Raw genomic sequence first — 18,999 nt, 5'->3', positions numbered from 1 at the left:
ATATTTATTGTACATAAGTTATACAAACATTATATAAACATCAACCACATTTGACAATTTTCAATGTGTTCATAAAAGAAAATCAGCTTCTATCTTTAATAGAAGCTGATTTTCTACGTTAATCCACAATATTAATATGATAATCTTTAAACCACACATGTATCTGTGCAAGATGAGCTAGTAATTGTGGACCTGTCATGAGCTGACCAAACCAAGGCTCTTTAAATGCAGCACCCTCACTATCAATCATTTCTTTTAATTTTTGCTGATCGAAAAACTCATATAATGCTGAATTTCGATCCTCTAAGATTTCTCCTAAGAATCCTTTGACTGCTTTCGTATAAGCTGGGTGATGTGTTTTGGGATAAGGACTCTTTTTACGATATAGAACTTCATTGGGTAAAACCCCCTCCAAAGCTTTTCTTAAGATTCCTTTCTCTCTGTTTCCATACATTTTCATCTCCCAAGGGATATTCCATACGTATTCTACTAGCTTATGGTCGGCAAACGGCACTCGCACCTCTAAGCTCGCCCCCATACTCATACGGTCTTTACGATCTAATAACGTCGTCATAAACCATATCATATTTAAGTAAAATAGCTCACGTCTTTTCTGTTCCTCTAATGACTCTCCATCTAACCTTGGTGTCTCAGCCACTGTATCATAATATTTTCCCATGACATAATCTTGAATTTTCAATCGCTCGCTCCAGTGGCCTTTCAGCAGTTCTTGACGTGCATGAACAGAACGCTGCCAAGGGAACCCCTCACGGCTCAAATCCTCGCTTCGGTGAAACCATGGGTATCCCCCAAAAATCTCATCAGCACATTCGCCGGATAATCCTACAACAAAGTCCTTTTTTATTTCACGACAAAACCATAATAGGGACGAGTCAATATCTGCCATACCAGGTAGGTCCCGTACATGAACTGCTTCGATTAAATGTTCGGCTAACTGTTCCTGTGATATGATACTGTAATGGTGCTTACTATTAAACGTTTCCGTCATTTTCTGAATAAATGCACCATCAGAATTTGGTTGAAATTCATTCGTCTTAAAAAACTGATCATTGCCTTCGTAATCAATTGAATACGTATGAAGCTGACCTTTCCCTTCATCTGCATATGCCTTTGCTGCAATGGCAGTAATCGCACTAGAATCCACCCCACCTGATAAAAACGTACATAGTGGAACATCTGAAACAAGCTGCCGATTAACCGCATCGGTAAATAAACCTCTTACCTTTTCTACAGTTTGGTCTAATGAATCTTGATGTTGTTCACTTTTCACATTCCAATAGCGCCATATTTTTTGACCTGAACGAGATAAGGTCATTGCATGAGCAGGTCTTAATTCGCTAATCCCTTTAAACACACCAGAACCTGGTGATCTCGATGGGCCAAGTCCAAAAATTTCTGAAAGCCCTTCACGATTCAGTTCCGCTTTCATGTTCGGATGGGCTAAGATCGCCTTTAGTTCAGATCCAAAGATGATTCCTTTTGCAGTATCCGCAAAGAACAAAGGCTTTACCCCTAACCGATCCCTGCCGATAAATAACTGCTGTTGTTTCTCATCCCAAACTGCAAAAGCAAAAATCCCATTTAAAAACTCCACACATTTTTCCTGCCATTCCATATAAGAAGCTAGTAAAACCTCAGTGTCAGAATGGCCGTTAAAAGAATATCCTTTAAGTAGTAACTCTTTACGGAGGTCTTCCGTATTATATAGTTCGCCATTGTAGCAGATCGTGTACTTATTGCTTTGTTTTACTTTTGTCATTGGTTGGATTCCACCTTCTGGATCAACAACAATTAACCGCTTATGACCAAATCCAACATGAACATCCGTCCATATATTTGTATCGTCCGGACCACGCTTCGCTAATGTTTCCGCCATTTTTTCGATAGTCGACGTTTCCTTTCGTAAATCTATTCCGAAGTCAACCCAACCAGTAATTCCGCACATGTGAACCATCCTTTCTTTGGTTGTCTATCTTGTTGTGAATGTAAACGATAGTCGAAGCTACCCATTACCCGTTTTCAAATATATGTGTTTGAATGTAAAAAATGAGAAAAACCCATTGTAAATATGCTTATTTACAACTTTTTTGAATAAGGATAACCACATTCATTAAGGTAGAATCTATTGTATGCAGCGATTACTGAGTTGGTTATTTACCTAAATGTAATATGATGAGTTATAAAATTTGAAGAAACTGTCTACAAAGGATGTTGAGGGATGATTACGGAGGTATTAACTTGAATAAACAGCAAAGAATTAAGCTAATGGAATATCAAACTCGCTCTTTCACAGAAGGTACCGTTGAATATATGAATGATCAGTGGGTTTTCTTTGATTCAGAGAGCGAAGAAGCATCATTAATGGATGACTACCTCCACCAGGAAATTGAAATCCTATACAACAATCGTTGGAAAAAAGGGAAGATTTTCGAAGGAGGCAAGATTGACTTAGGAAAAGACAGCATCTTTCTTCAGAATCATGATCTAATTCGAATTCGTAAACACTTAATTTATTCTCTCGAAAGATTATTAGAGGGTTTATCTGATGATTCATTTTTTCAATTTGTGACGAGCTTAAATAGCTTGCAGTTTTCTGTTTATGATTGTATTTATTGTTACAATCACCTGGAGTTTCTAGGCCATGAAAAACGAAAATCAGGAGTTAATTTTTTGATTTTTGATAATCAAGAACAGCTTTGCAATGTTCAGCATCATTTCAGCTATTTTGAAAGCATAAATGACCGTTTTGAGTTTACCATCAATAGCGGAAAACGGATGATTATCGAGAAGGTATCTTCTTAGCGTTACTTACAAAATGAAAGGCTAAATTCCATTAAAAATTCAGAAAAGGAACCAAGAGCGTGCTCTCGGTCCCTTAAACAACTATCTTTAGAAGCAGCACTTTTCACGTGCTGTTTTTTTCCTTTACACATGTCTTCTTTCAACTAAACGAATCCCAATCCCCATCATGACGACTCCCATCAACAGAAGGAGGCCAATTGGGTATAACAGGTCTGATACTGAAAGGCCTGATACGGTGACACCTTTTAATAATTCCATCCCGTACGTAATAGGGATAAATTTTGATAGTCCAAGGAGAAGCTCAGAAGAAACAATTTCAATCGGCCAGTAAGCTCCTCCTAGCATGGCAAAGCTCACACCAACTAACGGAATGACTGCGTTATATTGCCCCATCGTTTTCACTAAACCTGTTAATAAAATGGACATCGCAACAATTGCAAATAAATAGGGAATGACAACGAGTAGAACAGCTCCAAAAGCTCCCTTAAAATCGACTCCAACCATAAACTTAAACACACAGAATATTAATGCGATTTGAAAATATCCAATGAAGAAGCTATACAATAAATTTCCTACATATATCTGGGTCTTTGAGGTTGGTGAGAGAATTAAGCGATCCCAGATTCCTGACTGCTTATCTCTTAAAATCTCTACAACATTAAATGCCACCGTATAGATCGAAAAGAATAAAACATAGCCAAATAATGATTGTAATGTTTGATCATACACCCATTCCTCGTCGTCTTGGAAAGAAGTGATATGAATATCTAATAGAGGGTTTTGATTGATTTGCTGAAATACCTCGGTGCTTCCTGTTGCCTCGTTCACTACTTCTTCCTTTAGTTTTTCTTGATAGAATTGGTCTACATATTGTTCAATTAAACGATCATTTGAGTTTGCCCCTCCCAAAGTATAGAGAACGTAGCTGTCCTGTTCTAATTCAAGGCCTGCATTTGCTTTTCCAACAGATACTTCATCTAATGCTTTTCTTTTCGGAACTGCCTCAAATTGATACGTATCATTGTCATTCAATTCTTTCACTATCTGATTAAAATCATCATCTTCCATTGTACTATAGACAGGTACAATTATTTTTGAATTGGAGTATGAGGATGTTCCCATTAAGAATGCAAAAGCAATACATATGATTGTTGTAGCTATAAATGCTCCTGGCTTCCTTAACATTTTCAGCTTGCCATACAAAATCCCCTTCACATCGAGTCACCTCTTTTCGGCTGAATAATAATTCCAAGTAATAATAAAATAATCGTTGTTACAAGCATGGTGATCATTTGAGAGCTAATATCACCAATAGAATAACCTTGAATTATTTTTAAGTAGGATGAAATTCCTGCTCCACCTGGTGAATAACTTGCTAATAGTTCAAACAATGCACCAAATTGAGATACTGGGAAAAAGCTCCCTCCAAAAAATGCTAAAATCGGAACTAGAAAGGAAGAAAAGATCCTAGCTGTACTTTCTGAGTTCATGCGAAAATTGATGGCAGTTAATAGCACCGCAAATCCACCCATCATCGCACTTAATAATATAGTTACAATCAAGAAATTTAATACACTCGGCCAAGTCACATCATAAATGATGGCAGATAGCCCAAATAAGATCACCATTTGTAAAAAAGCAAAAATGATGGTAGAAATAAATATTCCTATAAAGAAAACAGACTTAGGTACACTTGCTAACAAGATTCTTCCAAAAATATGGTTCTCCTTTTGTTCATAAGCAAAGGATGCATTATTTGAAGCCACATAAAAGATGAACATAACACTCATCCCAATCGCATAATACGCAACAGAATTAATCGGCTTTTTCTTTGAAACTGTTTCTCGCTCTCCAATTTCCTTGGACAGCTTCGCTTCTAATTCCCCTGAACTAATTCCATATTGCGTGGCCTTCGACCAAAAGTTAATTTCCTTTTGAAAGATTTCAAAAATGTTTTTTAAGATACTTGATTCAAGCGACTTAGAATCATTTAATTTTAATTCTAGCTTAGGTGCATCACCTTTATTGAAATAGGCATGTTCATAATATTGCGTCGTAAAGTTCTTGGGAACATATAATATCCCACTATAATCCAATTCTTGCTTCATTGTAAGTTTTGTATCTATCTTTTCTATCGTAATCGATTTCTTTAGTTCTTCACTTTCTTCAATTTCATTAATAAAAACAGTTAATGGATTGAATTGTCTTATTGCTTGTATTATTTGGTCTTTTTCAGCTTTGGGGAGAGAAGCTTCTTCAAACTGTGTGACAAGCTTTTCTACTTCTTCTTCATGATTTGATTGTTCATAAACTGCTAATTTAATGGATAGCTTCGGTACTCTCTCATCTTGGAGTGCCCCTAATGCCGTACCAAGGATTGTTATTAATACAAAAGGCATGAGCAGGAGAATGATCAGCTCCCGAGGTCGTCTCCAAAACATGAGAAGATCTTTTTTTATCATTTGCATGAGCATCATTATCCCCTCCTAATCTCTTAATTGCCTACCGGTTAAATGCAAGAAAACATCCTCTAGGGACGGTGTTTCAACATTAGCAGATGTTATGACCGTCCCAGTTTCCTCTGCAATTTTAAACACATCTTTCAAGATGTTTACTTGCTTTGGTACAATAATCGAGATATTCGGTTCTTGTATTGAGATATTTTTGATACTTGGGTTGTTTTCAAGCTGTTGAATAAACTCTCCTTTAACTAAATCAACTTTAATTAAAATGGTCTGTTCAGCAGACAAAATACATTTTATCTCCTCTTTAGATCCAGCAGCTATGATTTCACCATGATCCATGATATAGATTCGATCACATAGATACTCAACTTCTTCCATATAATGACTCGTATAAAGGACCGTCATATTCTTTTCTGAATTTAACCGCTTCACGGTTTCAAGAATATAGTTTCTCGACTGAGGATCAATTCCAACAGTAGGTTCATCCATAATAATCAACTCTGGTTCATGTAATAATGCAACGCCAATATTTAGTCGCCGCTTCATTCCTCCAGAGAAGGTTTTCACTAGGTCTTTTTCTCGATCCTTTAAACCGATGATTTCCAATACTTCTTCTATTCTTTTCTTCAAGTCCACCTTAGGAATCCGATGAATTCTCCCAAAAAACTCAAGATTTTCTCTTGCTGTAAGCTCCATATATAAGGCGATTTCCTGAGGTACGACCCCTAAAATTTCTCTTAGCTTTTTTGGTGCTTTTAAAATACTCTCATTATATACCCTGACATCTCCACTTGTTGGGCTGATTAAAGAAGATATCATCGAGATCATCGTAGACTTCCCTGCGCCATTTGGACCTAATAGTCCGACTGTTTCACCCTTCTCAAGGTACAAGTTTACATTATTTACTGCGTATTTATTTTTATATTGTTTTTTCAATTCCACAACTTCTAACATATGAATCCCTCCTCTAATAACTACTTTAACCGAAATCCAAAATAGTCCACACTATCTACAGTCATTAGTTCTTTGTCTAACCATGACCTCAGTCATTTCCTTCCGTCATTATTACAAGTGTGTAATTTGATTTGCCATCATTCATAGACACAGTGAAGCAATCATATATATTCTCATTTAGATTTCCTTCTCTGATCTCTAAGCTTCAGATGCTAACCCTATTGTCACTCCAGCTTGAGCTCCTCCATAGATGTGGACTACAATACAAAAAAAGCTGACTCAAGATAGATAAGTAGGCGTGAGTCAGCTTAGTCAGGTTATAAGAGATCATGCCGTACCGCAAATATGGCGAGCTGAGTTCGATCTCTAAGTTCTAGCTTCTGTAGGATTTGTGTAATATGATTTTTTACTGTACCAATCGATAGGAAGAGCTCAGAGGCAATTTCTTTATTTGTCTTTCCATGTCCAACCAGCTTTGTTATTGCCAGCTCTCTAGGGGATAATGAATGATCAATACTTGTGGTTTCTGGCTTTTCAAGTAGCCTTGGAACTACCTTTGCGGCTACCTGTTCATGAATCGCCATTCCACCTGCTAAACAGCTTTTAATGGACTGTAGGAGCTTAGGGCCGTCAGAGGTTTTCAAGAGAAATCCATTTACACCTTCCTTTAGAGCTTGGAGAGCATATTCTTCATCATTAAAAGTAGTTAGAATGAGGATTTTCACTTGTGGCCAACGTGCTTTAATCTTATGTGCAGCCTCAATTCCATTCATGACAGGCATTCTTATATCCATTAATATGATATCTACCGCTTTATTTTCCATTACTTCCATTGCTTCAAGCCCATTCTCCGCTTCGTCAATAACGACAAAATCAGGATCCTGTTCAATAATCATCTTTAGTCCTTGTCGAACAATTAATTGATCTTCAACTAATAATACTCGATTCACTTTGTCATTCCTCCTAAAGCGGCAAGTTCCCATCTACGACAAATTCCTGATCCGTTTGGTAGATATGAATAGACCCTCCCACTCCCTGTAGTCTTGCTTTCATACTTTTGATTCCGAAGCCTTCATAAAAAGAATTTGGCTGGTAAACTCGGTTGATTACTTGAAAATTAAGATCTCCTTTTGCCGATATTCCAAAGGTTACCGAAACCTCTCGCCCATCACTGTACTTCATCACATTCGTTAATGCTTCTTGGATCACTCGATAAAGAGCCACACTTTGTTTATTTGATAAAGAAAGGTTTAGTACTCCCTGCTTTGTTGTGAAATGGACCAATAAGTGACTCTCTGCCTCAAGCTTTCGAATTAAATTAATTACAGAGGTAATCCCTACTACTTCTTCAGATTGAAGAGCTCTAACTGCTTTCCTTGTTTCATCTAAACTCTCATCGACTAGCACTTTTATCCCTCTTAGTTGTTCGTTTGGTTGATTCATAAGAAATACTTCAAGCTGAAATCCGATGGCGGTTAGCTTATGACCAACCGAGTCATGCATTTCTCTTGCAATCCTAGTTCTTTCTTCCGCACGAATAGACTTTTCATTTTGAATAGCTTGTCTCTTTAGCTTTCGATACTCAGCAAGAATTTGATCATATATGATTTTTTGAGATTCCACACTCCTATACAAATTATGTAAATAGAAGAATAGGAGAAGTAAGAAGATTCCTAGTATGATCGTCAACATATGTAGATTGTTTTGATAGAAAAGAAGGTAAGGAAATGTAAAAACAGCCGTGCCGCTTAATAAATAATTATATGGTTTTATCTTAAGATAAAAATTGGCTTCGAATAAATAGAACGCAGCTAGCAATAGGAGGAGATAGGAAGTTCCATAATTTACATGTCCTGCAAAAATAACTGTCGTTGCTATTAAAAAACTTAATCCCATTAACTGCTTATTCATCAGCGGCAAATAAAAGTAGCAAGCTAATGTACATGCAGAATAAAACAAATAGGAAATTTGAACTTGCGGCTCATCAATTAAAGAATAAAAGATGCAAACCATTAAAGTACATAATAGGGTTATCCGTATATAAAAAGGAGGCATAACACCTTACTCCTCTCATTAAAAAATCATGATTAATTAAATAATCTAATAACTTTACCGTATCAAAAGTCCTAATGAACGGTCAATATCATTTAGTAGGTTTCGAATTTGATAAATGCGTATGATTGTATCCTATCCAATTTTTGCATGACCTAGGGAAAGTATTCATTCCCTTTCCAATTAACCTAATAAAAAGAAAAGCTTGAGACATTATGCTCAAGCCACTCTCTTCCTATTTGATTTCCTCATTTGACTCTTCTACACTCTCGTCTCTTCGGTCCTTTAACGCTTCAATGACATCCTTTTGTGTTAATAATGTGTGCCCATTTTGCCTTGCCATTGCTTGAACAATAAACATGAATAAGATCATTACGGCAATCAATATTACCAGCACCCAAACCCCAGGCATATTCACCCCTCCAGCAGAACCTTCTTTACACTTTTAACACGATTTATATAACAGTTTTCGAGAAGTTCCTCTCAAAATCAGCAATCTTCAGTGGTTTTTGGATATAAAACCCTTGTGCATAATGGCATTTAAGCTCCTTCAACAGCTCAATTTGTTCCTTCGTTTCTACACCTTCAGCTACTACTTTAACTGCTAATCCATGTCCCATTGTAATAATGGCTTTTACTATTGCGATATCAGATGTATCTAAACGCAAATTATTGATGAATGATCGATCAATTTTCAGTGTATTAATGGGTAGTGATCTTAGATAGCTAAGGGAGGAATATCCCGTGCCAAAGTCATCTATAGATACTTTAACTCCCATCACTTGCAACTGCTTCATGGTTATAATACTATGGTCGATATTTCTAAGCATTGTACTTTCAGTCAGCTCTAATGTAAGGTATTGTGGGTCTAGTCTAGATTCAGCTAGAGCTCGCTTGACATCATTTATAAATCCTGGTTGCTGAAATTGATAAGCAGAAACATTCACCGAAATGGTTAGCTCTCCAAGACCCCGTTCATGCCATTCTTTTGTTTGTCTACAAGCTGTTCGCAACACCCAGCTACCAATGTCGTTAATTAAACCCGTTTCCTCAGCAAGTGGAATAAATTCTCCAGGAGATACAGTTCCCCTTAATGGATGTTCCCAACGAATCAATGCTTCACTACCATAAATAGCTCCGGTATGAAGATCAATTAACGGCTGATAGCATAGATAGAATTCATTTTTTTGGAGGGCCTTACGTAAATAACTTTCTAATTCTAAGCGAACTAAAGCTTGTTCATTCATTTCATTTGAGAAGAAAGTTAGCAGGTTCCCTCCATGGTTCTTTGAACGATTCATGGAAATGTCAGCATTTTTTAATAATGTAGTTTCATCAAGGCCGTCACTTGGGAACATACTAACACCAATGCTCGCTGTGACAAAAAATTCTTGGTTTTCAAAGAATACAGGCTTACTAACTTTTTCAAGAATGTTATTAGCAATCTTTGTTACTTCTTCTATCGAGACATCTTTTGATAATAATAATGACAATTTGTCTCCGCCAAATCTCCCTAAAAAAGCTCCCTTGGGAAGAGATTTTCTCACCCTGCGAATAAGGTCTTTTAAAATTAAATCTCCAGCATAGTGCCCTAAACTGTCATTGATCAATTTAAATCGATCCATGTCAATAAACATCACTGCTAAAGAACGCTTCTTTTTCTTAGCTCTTTGGATTAATTCTTTGAGCTGTTCTGTTAGCTTTAGACGGTTGGGTAACCCTGTGTCCTGATCAAAATATGCCAATTGAATAATTTTATCCTCAATGATCTTCTGTTCCGTAATATTTCGCCCAATTCCATAAATCCCTACACGCTCGCCATCAACAGTAATCGGAATATTTTTCAGCTGGAATAACTGAACTTCCTTATCCTTGGATTGTATTTCAATATTATAATATTGCTCTTTTCCTTTTAATGCCCTATAGAAATGCATTCGAACACGAGGTATATCTTGCTGATGAATAAATTTCAAGGCTGATTTTCCAAGGACCTCCTCCTGACTGTAACCAAAGGTTGCCTCAAAAGCAGGATTAGTGCTTGTGAAATTTCCTTGAAGGTCAGTGGAATACACGAAATCTGCATTATTATCAAAAAGCGATCGGTAGTATTGCTCAGATACACTTAGATGTTCATTTAAGGTACGTATATCTGCTTGTGAAGCTTGCATAAGGTGAGTTAGAGAATCAATGACCTTCATATTCTCAGGCACTACAAAATTGGGGGATATTGATGTTCGATTTTGAACCTCATATGTTTCCGACAATGCCAAATAGGTTAACGTATGACCTACTAGTTGTGTTGGTGCTTTCGTTTTTGTGGCAAATTCACCATAACAGAAAAACCCACATGTAGGTGCAATTCTATTAAACGTTTGTAATTCATATTCAGTAAATGGCCGAATCATTCGCTTTCTAGCCATACAATTATAAATAAAAATCGACTCAACTGGATGCTTTGAGAGCTTCTTAAGTTCTTGTAAGGAATCTTCAATAATTCCTTGCAAATTGGCATACGAAAAAGTTAGCTTCTTTCCTTCTATTACAGAGCGGTTCACCTCTACCGCTCCATTTGCTAGTACTTTTGTAATAAAAATCGATATTTTCTCTCCATTTTCCTCTAGGAGAAAGGGAAATTCCACTCCTGATAGAGGCAGGCCTTCTACAAAAATATCACCTAAATAATGCCGAATGATTTGCAAGGGCTTTCGATGATCAATGGAATAGATCACATTGTCTTTTGACTTAGTCACAGTAAAAGCTTGACCAATTTCATGCCATTTATAATTTGTATACGTGCGCACTTGTAATTGCTCACTTCTTAAAGCGACAGCCACAACCCCGCTACTTATTATTTCCGTTTCGTTAAACACGAATGATTGCTCAAATTGACCATAATCACCAGCTACACCGCCTGAGATGATAAGCTCTGGACTTACTTCGTATATTCCATTTAACAACAATTGGACATCGACTTTTTCATCTGCTGAAAAAAGAATGATTGCCTTCGTATCATAACTGGACAAAGAAGTAGCAAGTTGTTTGCCCATTTCAAAACTATCTTTATAGAATGATTGATTTAATAAGACAGAATTTAACTCTGTCTTTTCAAAAATCGTAAAGTTTAAGACGATTTGCCCCTCATATAATTCGCCATCCATCATTTCACCAGCAGTTGTACAGCCTAGAATTGTACTTGTTGGTAGAGATTCGCTTAATGTCCGTTGTACTTCCTTTAATCGGCGGGTATCGTTAATCCCTGAAAAGACTTGAACTAATAAATTGGGGTATTCAAATAAATCGTGTAAATCTATAAAGCTATTTAGTTGGTTATCATTTTCATACAGGCAAGAAATTGTTTTGACCATCGCAACCACCATTATAGATTATGATTTTCAGCATATACTTATTTCTAAAAATACCATAAATAAGACCTTTTGTAATGGCAAAAAATGAAAAAAGCTCCCTTTTCGGAAGCTTTTTTAAAAAAATGTTCATTTTATGTCATTACCCAAATACTGGTATACCAAGTGGTAATTTGAACCCAAGGTAAATGACTAAAACAAGGGCGATGACAAACTGCGCCCAGAATAGAGTCGTTTTTTCATTTTTAGACGTTTTAATTAAAATCATTTCAAGCATAGCAATAACCCATAAGCCTAGTAACGATTTAATAATATAGGATAATGTGATTGTACTTATGCTGAATAATAGTAATGCACCTGTCGCAATAATTAATAGATACAATAATCGTAGAATCATTTGAACAACTTTAAACCCTTTTGCTTTCCCGCTTTTATGTAAGCTAAGAGCTACAAAGAAAAGTACGATTGCAATAAACCATGTCGTAATATGAGCATGTGTCATGGATTAACCTCCTTATATTCCAAATACGTTAACATCATAACATAAATGTATTCATTTTTCCTAAATGAAAGGTGTTTATCTTCTTAATTCCCCATTTAACTTTCAAGAGTATTCATTAATGTTCCAATTCCTTCTATTGAGATTTCTATTTGATCTTCTGGTTTTAAAAATCTTGGAGGATTAAACCCTTTGCCCACACCAGCTGGTGTACCTGTTGCAACAATATCTCCCGGCTCTAGAGTCATACCTTGAGATAATACAGAGATCACTTCTTCTATGGAAAAGATAAAATGAGCTGTAGTGGAATTCTGCCTGACCTCTCCATTTACCTTTGTCTGGATATGTAAATAATTTGGGTTTGGGATTTGGCTTTTATGAACAATCCATGGTCCCATTGGGCAAGTCGTGTCTAAGCTTTTTCCAATAAAAAATTGCTTATGCTTCGCTTGAAGATCTCGAGCGGTAATATCATTTATGATGGTGTATCCAAATACGTAGTCCAGTGCATTCTCTTTAGAAATCTCTTTTCCTTTTTTTCCGATGATAACAGCCAATTCCCCCTCATAATCTAGTTGCTCAGTCACTCTAAGATGATGAGACACTTGTTGATTTGGTCCAATTACTGTTGTAGGAGCCTTTGTAAATATCATGACATGCTCTGGGATATCTTCCTTACTTCCCATTTCAATTGCATGCTCAGCGTAATTTTTCCCTACACAGAAAATATTTTTGCTCGGCCTTGGAATCGGTGCATGTAAAACTATCTCTGCTCTTAAATGCATCACACCCCTTGCCGAAGCAGGATGATCCTGTAACCATTCAAGTAGGCTTTGAACCTTTTCAACAAATTCATCTCCAAGGGAAATGCACTCGATCATTGACAAGGGGAGATCATTTATTCCGATTTGTTCTTGTCTTCCCTTTCCTAAATCGATAACACTTGACTCATCCTCCGTCATGATTCCGATAAATACGGTTTCATCCTTTTCACCTGTTACAAACTTCATTTCTTTCACCTACTATTCATTAAGTTATGATTGCTTCTTCCACCTTTGCCAGCTTCCATATGTAACGCTTCTCCACACCCACTCAAACGGTCCATAGTAATAGTTTTTCACCCATATCCGGCTAACAAGGATTTGGCAGATAAAAAATGCAATGGCAATCATCGTTCCAGCTACTACGGATACATTTCCATATAAGCCTAAACCATATTGGTAGAAAATTAGTGTGAAAATAATTGATTGTAATAGGTAGTTACTCAATGACAGCTTCCCGACTGCCGCAAGTGGAAGAAGCCATTTCTGAACTCTTTTTCTTTCAAATAATAGGGCGATGCACAAGGCATAGGCAATCGCGAATAGTGGACCTCCGAAAATATCTTGAACATACTCGATAAATAAATTGCGCTCAATTACATATGGCACCGACTTTATTAAAAGCCCTAAACCAAAAAATACAACAGCAACCCACATCATGGTTTTTCGATGTTTTGCAACATTCTCAAACAATTTCACTTTCCCGGCCCATGCACCAATGAAAAAAAACGGGAAAATAGTAACGATAGAAAAAATAAGTCCTACTAAATTATTCACTCCATACCAATCCGTGACCCGTTGATTCATAATTTCTATAAAAGTTCCATTTTGATAAATTTCAAGAGACGCCTTCGCTTCTTTCATATCATAGGTATTCATTTGATCTGCAGGAGCAATTAGCACAGATAGAAGCAATAATCCCGAAAACAAGAGATTAGGGAGGATATACAACAAAGTACCTGTAAGTAAAAGCCCCGTTCCTCTCATTCGAATAAACAGAAGAAAAAGAAACCCTAACATGGCGTAGTTAAACAAGATGTCTCCATGCCAAATAAATAACGCGTGCAGGAGTCCCATAATTGCTAAAAACCCAAGACGGCGAAAGGCTAATTTTGGAAAGGATAACCCTTTTTCCAACGTTCTCTCTTGAAAAAGAACAAGCCCATAGCCAAATAACATGGCAAACAATGGATAAAAGCTAGCTTGAACAAATAGATCAATCAATCGATAGACCGCTAAATTAGCTGATCCTTCCCACCATTTAAATGGATCCAAATACAGGATAGGTGAATGAAAGGATAGCATGTTGACTAAAAAAATGCCCAAGATTGCAAATCCTCGCATACTATCTATTGAAACGATACGATCCTTTCCAGCTGTTGGTTCTAATGAATTCAATTATTTTACACATCCTCTTCCCAAAATCTGTATTATCATTATACATGAACCCTTGCCAATAAGGATGAATTTTTTAGTAAACGAAACAAAAGAGGCTGGGACTTAACTATATGACTCTTTCTCAAAGACTTTATTAAAATAGTTAGGTTGTAAAAACTAGTTCGTTCCACCTGCGCTGCCGACACTCGCTTCCGCGGGGAGGAAGCTGAGCCTCCTCACTGCGCAGAGTGGTCTCATCCTTTCCACTATTTCCCCTAGTAGTCGAGTGTCGTCCGCTCCATTCCACTATTTTTAAATAATTTGTTTTCCGAACAAACAAAAATACCCGAACTAGTAGGAGATAACTCCTGATCGTTCGGATAGTTCAATGACTGAAATCATTCTGCCCCGGCCTCTTTTGAAATTCATCTATAGAAATGCAGCTTAGTTGACAAACCTCCCGCTCTTCCCATGAGATTCCCAATATTCATTGCGTAAATGGACTTTTTGGATTTTCCCTGATGCTGTTTTAGGAAGCTCAGAAACGAATGTAACACCTGTAATCGCCTTAAAGTGTGCAAGCTTCTCACGAGAAAAGGAAACTAGGTCTGACTCTGATATTTGGCTATTCTGTTTGATCACCACATATGCATGTGGTGTCTCACCCCATTTTTCATGCGGAACGGCAATAACAGCTGCTTCTAATACCCCAGGATGCTCGTACAGAACTCCTTCCACCTCTATAGAAGAAATATTTTCTCCTCCACTTATGATTACATCCTTCTTTCTGTCCACAATATCAATGTTGCCATACGGATCAACAGTTGCCATGTCTCCTGTATGAAGCCAGCCATTTTGGATGGCTTCCATCGTTGCTTGCTCATTTTTCCAATAGCCTTTCATCACACCGTGACTTCGAGTCACTACTTCCCCTATCTCTTTTCCATCGTGCTTAACCGCTTCTCCATATTCATTGATTACTCTTACTTCACTTCCGATCATGGAGTAACCTGCTTTTGCCTTCATTCGATATTGTTCCTTAAGGGGTAGATCCTTTAGATGTGAGCGAATGGTTGAAATCGTGCTTAACGGCGAGGATTCTGTCATTCCATAAACTTGAATAAACTCCCACCCCAATTCCTTCTCTACTCTTGTAACAAATGCTGGTGGGGGAGCAGAGCCTGCAATAACGACACGGACATCTTGCTTAATTTCTGGAACATTCTTCTCATAATATTGTAATAGCGAATTTAACACGGTTGGAGCCATATGCATGATGGATACGTTATGTTGTTCTAATGCGGCAAAGATGGCTTCAGGCGAAGCTTTTCTTAAACAAATTTGCGAAGCACCATTAGCGGTATAATAAAATGGAGATCCCCATCCATTTACATGAAACATTGGCAATACATGGAGCAATACATCATCATCACTAACGCGCAAATGATGCATCGTACTTAAAGCATGTAAATAATTATTACGATGAGTTAACATGACCCCTTTAGGATTTCCAGTCGTGCCACTCGTATATAATAAACTACAAACATCATCTTCATCTAAATTTTCTCGGCTATACGGAGATTCTATTTGAGACGCTAGCCACTCATCATAACCTATCGCTTCAGTCAAATCATGTTTATAATGAACAATGATTTGTTCAACTGTTGTGAGCTGTTCTTGTATAGGAGCAATTAATTGGAATAGCTCCTCGTCGACAAACAATAATTTAGACTCACTATGGTTTAAGATAAATAAATAATCCTCAGGCTTTAAGCGAATATTGAGAGGCACCATAACCGCTCCTAGCTGGAAAACTCCATAGAATCCTTCCAGCATTTCGACCGTATTCGGAGCTAGGTATGCTATTCGGTCTCCTTTTTTTATTCCAGCTTCCTTGAGCCCATGAGATAACCGGTTCACTCGATCATTTAACTCTTCATACGTAAATACACGATCATCACAAAAAATGGCCTTCTTCTTTCCATATAATGAAAGAGCTCGATCTAAGAATTGTGGTAAAACTAACGGTACATTCATTTAACAGCCTCCTCTTACTTTTATTTATTTTAATTTTCAGAAAAAATAATGATCTATTTTACATTTTAAGACAGTTTGAGTTATATTTCATCTGTTGTATAACATTTTCAATGAATTTTTTGTGACGATCGCCTCGGAGCCTTATGGAAAGAAATTAATCTGGGCTAATGAATCACATCCTCCTCTTCTTCACATACGATATTAAAGAAACTAAAAAAAGGGTGTTTTTTATGCCAGCAATTGTCGGAGTTGCACAAGTGATTACAATTGGGAGTAGCTCAGTGTTTCATATTGGGGATGTATACAAAATAATGCCTATTTCAACCGCCAAAACCTTTTCTGGAGCTGGGTCTTTTAATACAGGAGAAGCCATGACCGTTCATAATAATCAAAGTACAACCAATACGTACGACTCAGACGTATTAGATCAAGGGAATTATTTCAATGCATAGATATGGATGTGATTCATATGAATTTTTATATACAGCAATCTATTCAAATTAATTCGATTCGGATTGATGGAATAACAAATTCTTCCGTACTTCAAATTGGGAGTGCAGGCATCATTAAGCCTGCTTCTTACTTGTACAATACTGGCGGGTTTACAGAACCAGCTCCTCAAGCCGTTCAACAAACTTCACAAAACGGAATTTTAGAAGCTCCTGCTGTTCCGTTGCAGGCACCAATTAGAGGTTAGCCTAGCTATACAACTCGAACGAATGAGCGAGGTGTTCGTCATGAGCCAAGATATTTATCGCTATATTCAAGAGCTACAAATTTATATTCAACATCAAGATAGAAGGATTCAAAGGTTAGAAAAAGATGTAAAGGAATTACAAAAACAGTTCGGGGAAATAAAGGAACGCCCACCTATACGTGTAGACAAAATAGAATATAAGTTTGATCAATTAAAAGTAGAGTCATTAGAGGGGACATTAAATATCGGCTTAAACCCATCGGATCTTCAAGGGATAGATGAGTTTACCGTAGATCAACAAACAATCCAGACTCCAAAGCTTTCTCCTAAGGACTTCATGCAGAGAAGTATGGAGGTTGAAGAAGAGATTAATCAATTTCTTGAATCAGAATTACCTTCAATTTACCAACAATCACAGCAAAAGCTAAACATTAATGTGGATGACTCCTACCTTTCCTTTATTAAAGAAGATATAAAAAAGCAGTTACCCTCTAGAGTACAGTATTATATAAAACAAAATGGAACAGAAGAACGAACGAGACAAGAAGGAAAGGATAACATAGTGGAGCAGTTAAAAAAGGAAATACAAAACGGTGTCTTGACGTTTTTAAGTCATTTACCAGATAACGTGAAGGGAATGAGCAATCAATGATTTTCCAAGTCTATAATCGTAATCTATGTGTTGGCGATATTGAAGTAGTGGGGGTTTCAAGCTCCTCGTTATTAATGATAGGAGACACACAAACGATTCAACTTGCCTCTACTTTCGATACACCTGCTGAATCGTTAATTATTGGTCCCTTTGTTCCGCTAACTATCCGGTGATTAAATGTTTAGACGAACATCTCACGTGACCTCCTTAGAAGTTTATGCTTTATCCTTTGGCTCTACCTTACAAATTGGTGACTCTACTTATATTAATGGATTCACACGAGCAATTGCTGTACAAAGAGATGCAGATATTTTCTTTGGAGATGAGGGAGATTTTTCTAAATATCCTATTTTTTCAGAACCGATCCCCTTCTTGCCAATTGAAGAAGAGTTAACTTATGAATCTCATAACTATAACCCTAATATCAAAGTCAATAATATTCATGTTCTTGGAATCTCCACATCTTCAGCCCTTCATATAGGTAATACCGAGCATGTTTCCCTTGAATCAAGGGTTAAACATATTCGTCAATTGTCTTCCCCTGATGAACGTTATGAATAAGAGTAAAGGATGTTTTATATGCCAGCTATTATAGGACCTGTTCAAATCGTGAATGTTGGTGGAGGAATTGTCCAATTTGGGGATACCCTTTATATTTCTCCAAAAAGTAATTCAAAATCGGCAGTTGGTTCTGGTTCGTTTAATACAGGTGGTTTCATTATTACTAATAATGGGATAAGTGGAACAAATGTATTAGATACCAACCTTATTGACCAGCCTACTGTCGGGAACAATTAAGAAATGCGTATGCATAGTATATGGTGAATACAATTTATAGAAAAGCAGTCAATGTCATCTGTACTGCTTTTCTTTTCGTTGTACTGAAAAAAATTACCTACGCTTTTTCTTCAGGTCATTCGACTTCGTTACTTTTGTAAGCTTTGTTGAAGGTTGCTTTCGAATCCATTTTATATATTTATGTATCTTGTGGTCTGCTCGCAGCAAATCAAGGGTATGTAAGCGAATGGCCAGTTCATCATTTGTATAAAGAGCATGTATTTGCTTGTGGCATGGTAGACAAAGGTTAGCAGTGGGCAAAAAGGTCCCCCCCAATTCCTTAGGGGTTAGATGATGGACCGTTATTTCCACTTCCTCACGCTTACACAATTCACAAGTTCCCGTTGTCCATTTTTTACCCATCGATTAGATAACTCCCTTTTTCGGTTTCAGCAATAGTATGATAAGAATTTCTTTGGATAG

20 protein-coding genes are annotated in these 18,999 nt (G+C 37.0%); 7 read left to right on the top strand and 13 right to left on the bottom strand.

What is annotated here, in order from left to right; translation table 11 throughout:
* Positions 1-118 precede the first annotated feature (118 nt).
* Positions 119-1,966 (bottom strand): asparagine synthase (glutamine-hydrolyzing), encoded by a 1,848-nt coding sequence (asnB, locus tag LS684_RS05835; RefSeq protein WP_233810677.1) that lies wholly within the window; start codon positions 1,964-1,966, stop codon positions 119-121.
* 293 nt (positions 1,967-2,259) lie between these two features.
* Here asnB and LS684_RS05830 point away from each other — a divergent pair, with 293 nt between their 5' ends.
* A complete protein-coding gene (locus tag LS684_RS05830) occupies positions 2,260-2,823 on the top strand; it encodes a DUF2777 domain-containing protein (RefSeq protein WP_233810676.1) in 564 nt (187 codons plus the stop codon).
* A 123-nt stretch (positions 2,824-2,946) separates the two neighbouring features.
* Here the strand turns inward: LS684_RS05830 and LS684_RS05825 are convergent, their stop codons facing one another.
* The 11 genes from LS684_RS05825 to LS684_RS05775 form a co-directional block, all read right to left on the bottom strand.
* Positions 2,947-4,038 (bottom strand): ABC transporter permease, encoded by a 1,092-nt coding sequence (locus LS684_RS05825; protein ID WP_233810675.1) that lies wholly within the window; start codon positions 4,036-4,038, stop codon positions 2,947-2,949.
* The gene (locus LS684_RS05820; protein ID WP_233810674.1) at positions 4,035-5,300 is read right to left on the bottom strand and encodes an ABC transporter permease; all 1,266 of its coding nucleotides are present in this window, start codon (positions 5,298-5,300) and stop codon (positions 4,035-4,037) included. The genes LS684_RS05825 and LS684_RS05820 overlap by 4 nt, the downstream gene beginning before the upstream one ends.
* A 9-nt stretch (positions 5,301-5,309) precedes the next feature.
* Entirely contained in the window at positions 5,310-6,242 is a 933-nt protein-coding gene (locus LS684_RS05815) for an ABC transporter ATP-binding protein (RefSeq protein ID WP_233810673.1), read from the bottom strand.
* 317 nt (positions 6,243-6,559) lie between these two features.
* Positions 6,560-7,192, bottom strand: coding sequence for a response regulator (locus tag LS684_RS05810; RefSeq protein ID WP_233810672.1), 633 nt, complete (start codon positions 7,190-7,192; stop codon positions 6,560-6,562).
* A 13-nt stretch (positions 7,193-7,205) separates the two neighbouring features.
* A complete protein-coding gene (locus tag LS684_RS05805) occupies positions 7,206-8,297 on the bottom strand; it encodes a sensor histidine kinase (RefSeq protein WP_233810671.1) in 1,092 nt (363 codons plus the stop codon).
* A gap of 232 nt (positions 8,298-8,529) precedes the next feature.
* A complete protein-coding gene (locus LS684_RS05800; RefSeq protein WP_233810670.1) occupies positions 8,530-8,706 on the bottom strand; it encodes a hypothetical protein in 177 nt (58 codons plus the stop codon).
* A gap of 43 nt (positions 8,707-8,749) precedes the next feature.
* Complete coding sequence (locus LS684_RS05795; protein ID WP_233810669.1) at positions 8,750-11,659, bottom strand: bifunctional diguanylate cyclase/phosphodiesterase; 2,910 nt, start codon at positions 11,657-11,659, stop codon at positions 8,750-8,752.
* Positions 11,660-11,798: 139 nt separating this feature from the next.
* Positions 11,799-12,158: a YisL family protein gene (locus tag LS684_RS05790; RefSeq protein ID WP_233810668.1), complete on the bottom strand. Its 360-nt coding sequence runs from the start codon at positions 12,156-12,158 to the stop codon at positions 11,799-11,801.
* A 95-nt stretch (positions 12,159-12,253) separates the two neighbouring features.
* Entirely contained in the window at positions 12,254-13,165 is a 912-nt protein-coding gene (locus LS684_RS05785) for a fumarylacetoacetate hydrolase family protein (RefSeq protein WP_233810667.1), read from the bottom strand.
* A gap of 24 nt (positions 13,166-13,189) precedes the next feature.
* The gene (locus LS684_RS05780) at positions 13,190-14,374 is read right to left on the bottom strand and encodes a DUF418 domain-containing protein (RefSeq protein WP_233810666.1); all 1,185 of its coding nucleotides are present in this window, start codon (positions 14,372-14,374) and stop codon (positions 13,190-13,192) included.
* A 423-nt stretch (positions 14,375-14,797) separates the two neighbouring features.
* On the bottom strand, positions 14,798-16,390 hold the full coding sequence (locus tag LS684_RS05775) for a long-chain-fatty-acid--CoA ligase (RefSeq protein ID WP_233810665.1): 1,593 nt from the start codon (positions 16,388-16,390) through the stop codon (positions 14,798-14,800).
* Between the two features lie 230 nt (positions 16,391-16,620).
* Here LS684_RS05775 and LS684_RS05770 point away from each other — a divergent pair, with 230 nt between their 5' ends.
* Genes LS684_RS05770 through LS684_RS05745 form a run of 6 tightly spaced genes read left to right on the top strand, consistent with a single transcriptional unit; the run spans position 16,621 to position 18,537 of the window.
* Positions 16,621-16,842: a spore germination protein gene (locus LS684_RS05770; protein ID WP_233810664.1), complete on the top strand. Its 222-nt coding sequence runs from the start codon at positions 16,621-16,623 to the stop codon at positions 16,840-16,842.
* A 17-nt stretch (positions 16,843-16,859) separates the two neighbouring features.
* Positions 16,860-17,087 carry a spore germination protein GerPB gene (locus LS684_RS05765; RefSeq protein ID WP_233810663.1) on the top strand — a complete coding sequence of 76 codons (228 nt, stop codon included), beginning with the start codon at positions 16,860-16,862 and terminating at the stop codon, positions 17,085-17,087.
* Positions 17,088-17,127: 40 nt separating this feature from the next.
* Positions 17,128-17,739, top strand: coding sequence for a spore germination protein GerPC (gene gerPC / locus LS684_RS05760; RefSeq protein ID WP_233810662.1), 612 nt, complete (start codon positions 17,128-17,130; stop codon positions 17,737-17,739).
* The gene (locus LS684_RS05755) at positions 17,736-17,912 is read left to right on the top strand and encodes a spore gernimation protein GerPD (RefSeq protein ID WP_233810661.1); all 177 of its coding nucleotides are present in this window, start codon (positions 17,736-17,738) and stop codon (positions 17,910-17,912) included. The genes gerPC and LS684_RS05755 overlap by 4 nt, the downstream gene beginning before the upstream one ends.
* Before the next feature lie 4 nt (positions 17,913-17,916).
* Complete coding sequence (locus LS684_RS05750; protein WP_233810660.1) at positions 17,917-18,300, top strand: spore germination protein GerPE; 384 nt, start codon at positions 17,917-17,919, stop codon at positions 18,298-18,300.
* An 18-nt stretch (positions 18,301-18,318) separates the two neighbouring features.
* Positions 18,319-18,537, top strand: coding sequence for a spore germination protein (locus LS684_RS05745; protein ID WP_233810659.1), 219 nt, complete (start codon positions 18,319-18,321; stop codon positions 18,535-18,537).
* A 93-nt stretch (positions 18,538-18,630) separates the two neighbouring features.
* On the opposite strand, the gene hlpB is transcribed toward LS684_RS05745, so the two are convergent.
* Entirely contained in the window at positions 18,631-18,939 is a 309-nt protein-coding gene (gene hlpB / locus LS684_RS05740) for an HNH nuclease-like protein HlpB (RefSeq protein ID WP_233810658.1), read from the bottom strand.
* Positions 18,940-18,999 lie beyond the last annotated feature (60 nt).

The organism is Cytobacillus spongiae (assembly GCF_021390075.1).
This window is presented reverse-complemented; position numbering and strand designations above follow the sequence as displayed.

What these genes read in the sequence shown, in the direction of transcription:
- LS684_RS05790 (WP_233810668.1), bottom strand. Translation starts at nt 12,158, where the DNA reads ATGACACATGCTCATATTACGACATGGTTTATTGCAATCGTACTTTTC.
- LS684_RS05775 (WP_233810665.1), bottom strand. Translation starts at nt 16,390, where the DNA reads ATGAATGTACCGTTAGTTTTACCACAATTCTTAGATCGAGCTCTTTCA.
- LS684_RS05805 (WP_233810671.1), bottom strand. Translation starts at nt 8,297, where the DNA reads ATGCCTCCTTTTTATATACGGATAACCCTATTATGTACTTTAATGGTT.
- asnB (WP_233810677.1), bottom strand. Translation starts at nt 1,966, where the DNA reads ATGTGCGGAATTACTGGTTGGGTTGACTTCGGAATAGATTTACGAAAG.
- gerPC (WP_233810662.1), top strand. Translation starts at nt 17,128, where the DNA reads ATGAGCCAAGATATTTATCGCTATATTCAAGAGCTACAAATTTATATT.
- LS684_RS05770 (WP_233810664.1), top strand. Translation starts at nt 16,621, where the DNA reads ATGCCAGCAATTGTCGGAGTTGCACAAGTGATTACAATTGGGAGTAGC.
- LS684_RS05765 (WP_233810663.1), top strand. Translation starts at nt 16,860, where the DNA reads ATGAATTTTTATATACAGCAATCTATTCAAATTAATTCGATTCGGATT.
- LS684_RS05745 (WP_233810659.1), top strand. Translation starts at nt 18,319, where the DNA reads ATGCCAGCTATTATAGGACCTGTTCAAATCGTGAATGTTGGTGGAGGA.
- LS684_RS05820 (WP_233810674.1), bottom strand. Translation starts at nt 5,300, where the DNA reads ATGATGCTCATGCAAATGATAAAAAAAGATCTTCTCATGTTTTGGAGA.
- LS684_RS05785 (WP_233810667.1), bottom strand. Translation starts at nt 13,165, where the DNA reads ATGAAGTTTGTAACAGGTGAAAAGGATGAAACCGTATTTATCGGAATC.
- LS684_RS05800 (WP_233810670.1), bottom strand. Translation starts at nt 8,706, where the DNA reads ATGCCTGGGGTTTGGGTGCTGGTAATATTGATTGCCGTAATGATCTTA.
- LS684_RS05750 (WP_233810660.1), top strand. Translation starts at nt 17,917, where the DNA reads ATGTTTAGACGAACATCTCACGTGACCTCCTTAGAAGTTTATGCTTTA.
- LS684_RS05755 (WP_233810661.1), top strand. Translation starts at nt 17,736, where the DNA reads ATGATTTTCCAAGTCTATAATCGTAATCTATGTGTTGGCGATATTGAA.
- LS684_RS05795 (WP_233810669.1), bottom strand. Translation starts at nt 11,659, where the DNA reads ATGGTCAAAACAATTTCTTGCCTGTATGAAAATGATAACCAACTAAAT.
- hlpB (WP_233810658.1), bottom strand. Translation starts at nt 18,939, where the DNA reads ATGGGTAAAAAATGGACAACGGGAACTTGTGAATTGTGTAAGCGTGAG.
- LS684_RS05815 (WP_233810673.1), bottom strand. Translation starts at nt 6,242, where the DNA reads ATGTTAGAAGTTGTGGAATTGAAAAAACAATATAAAAATAAATACGCA.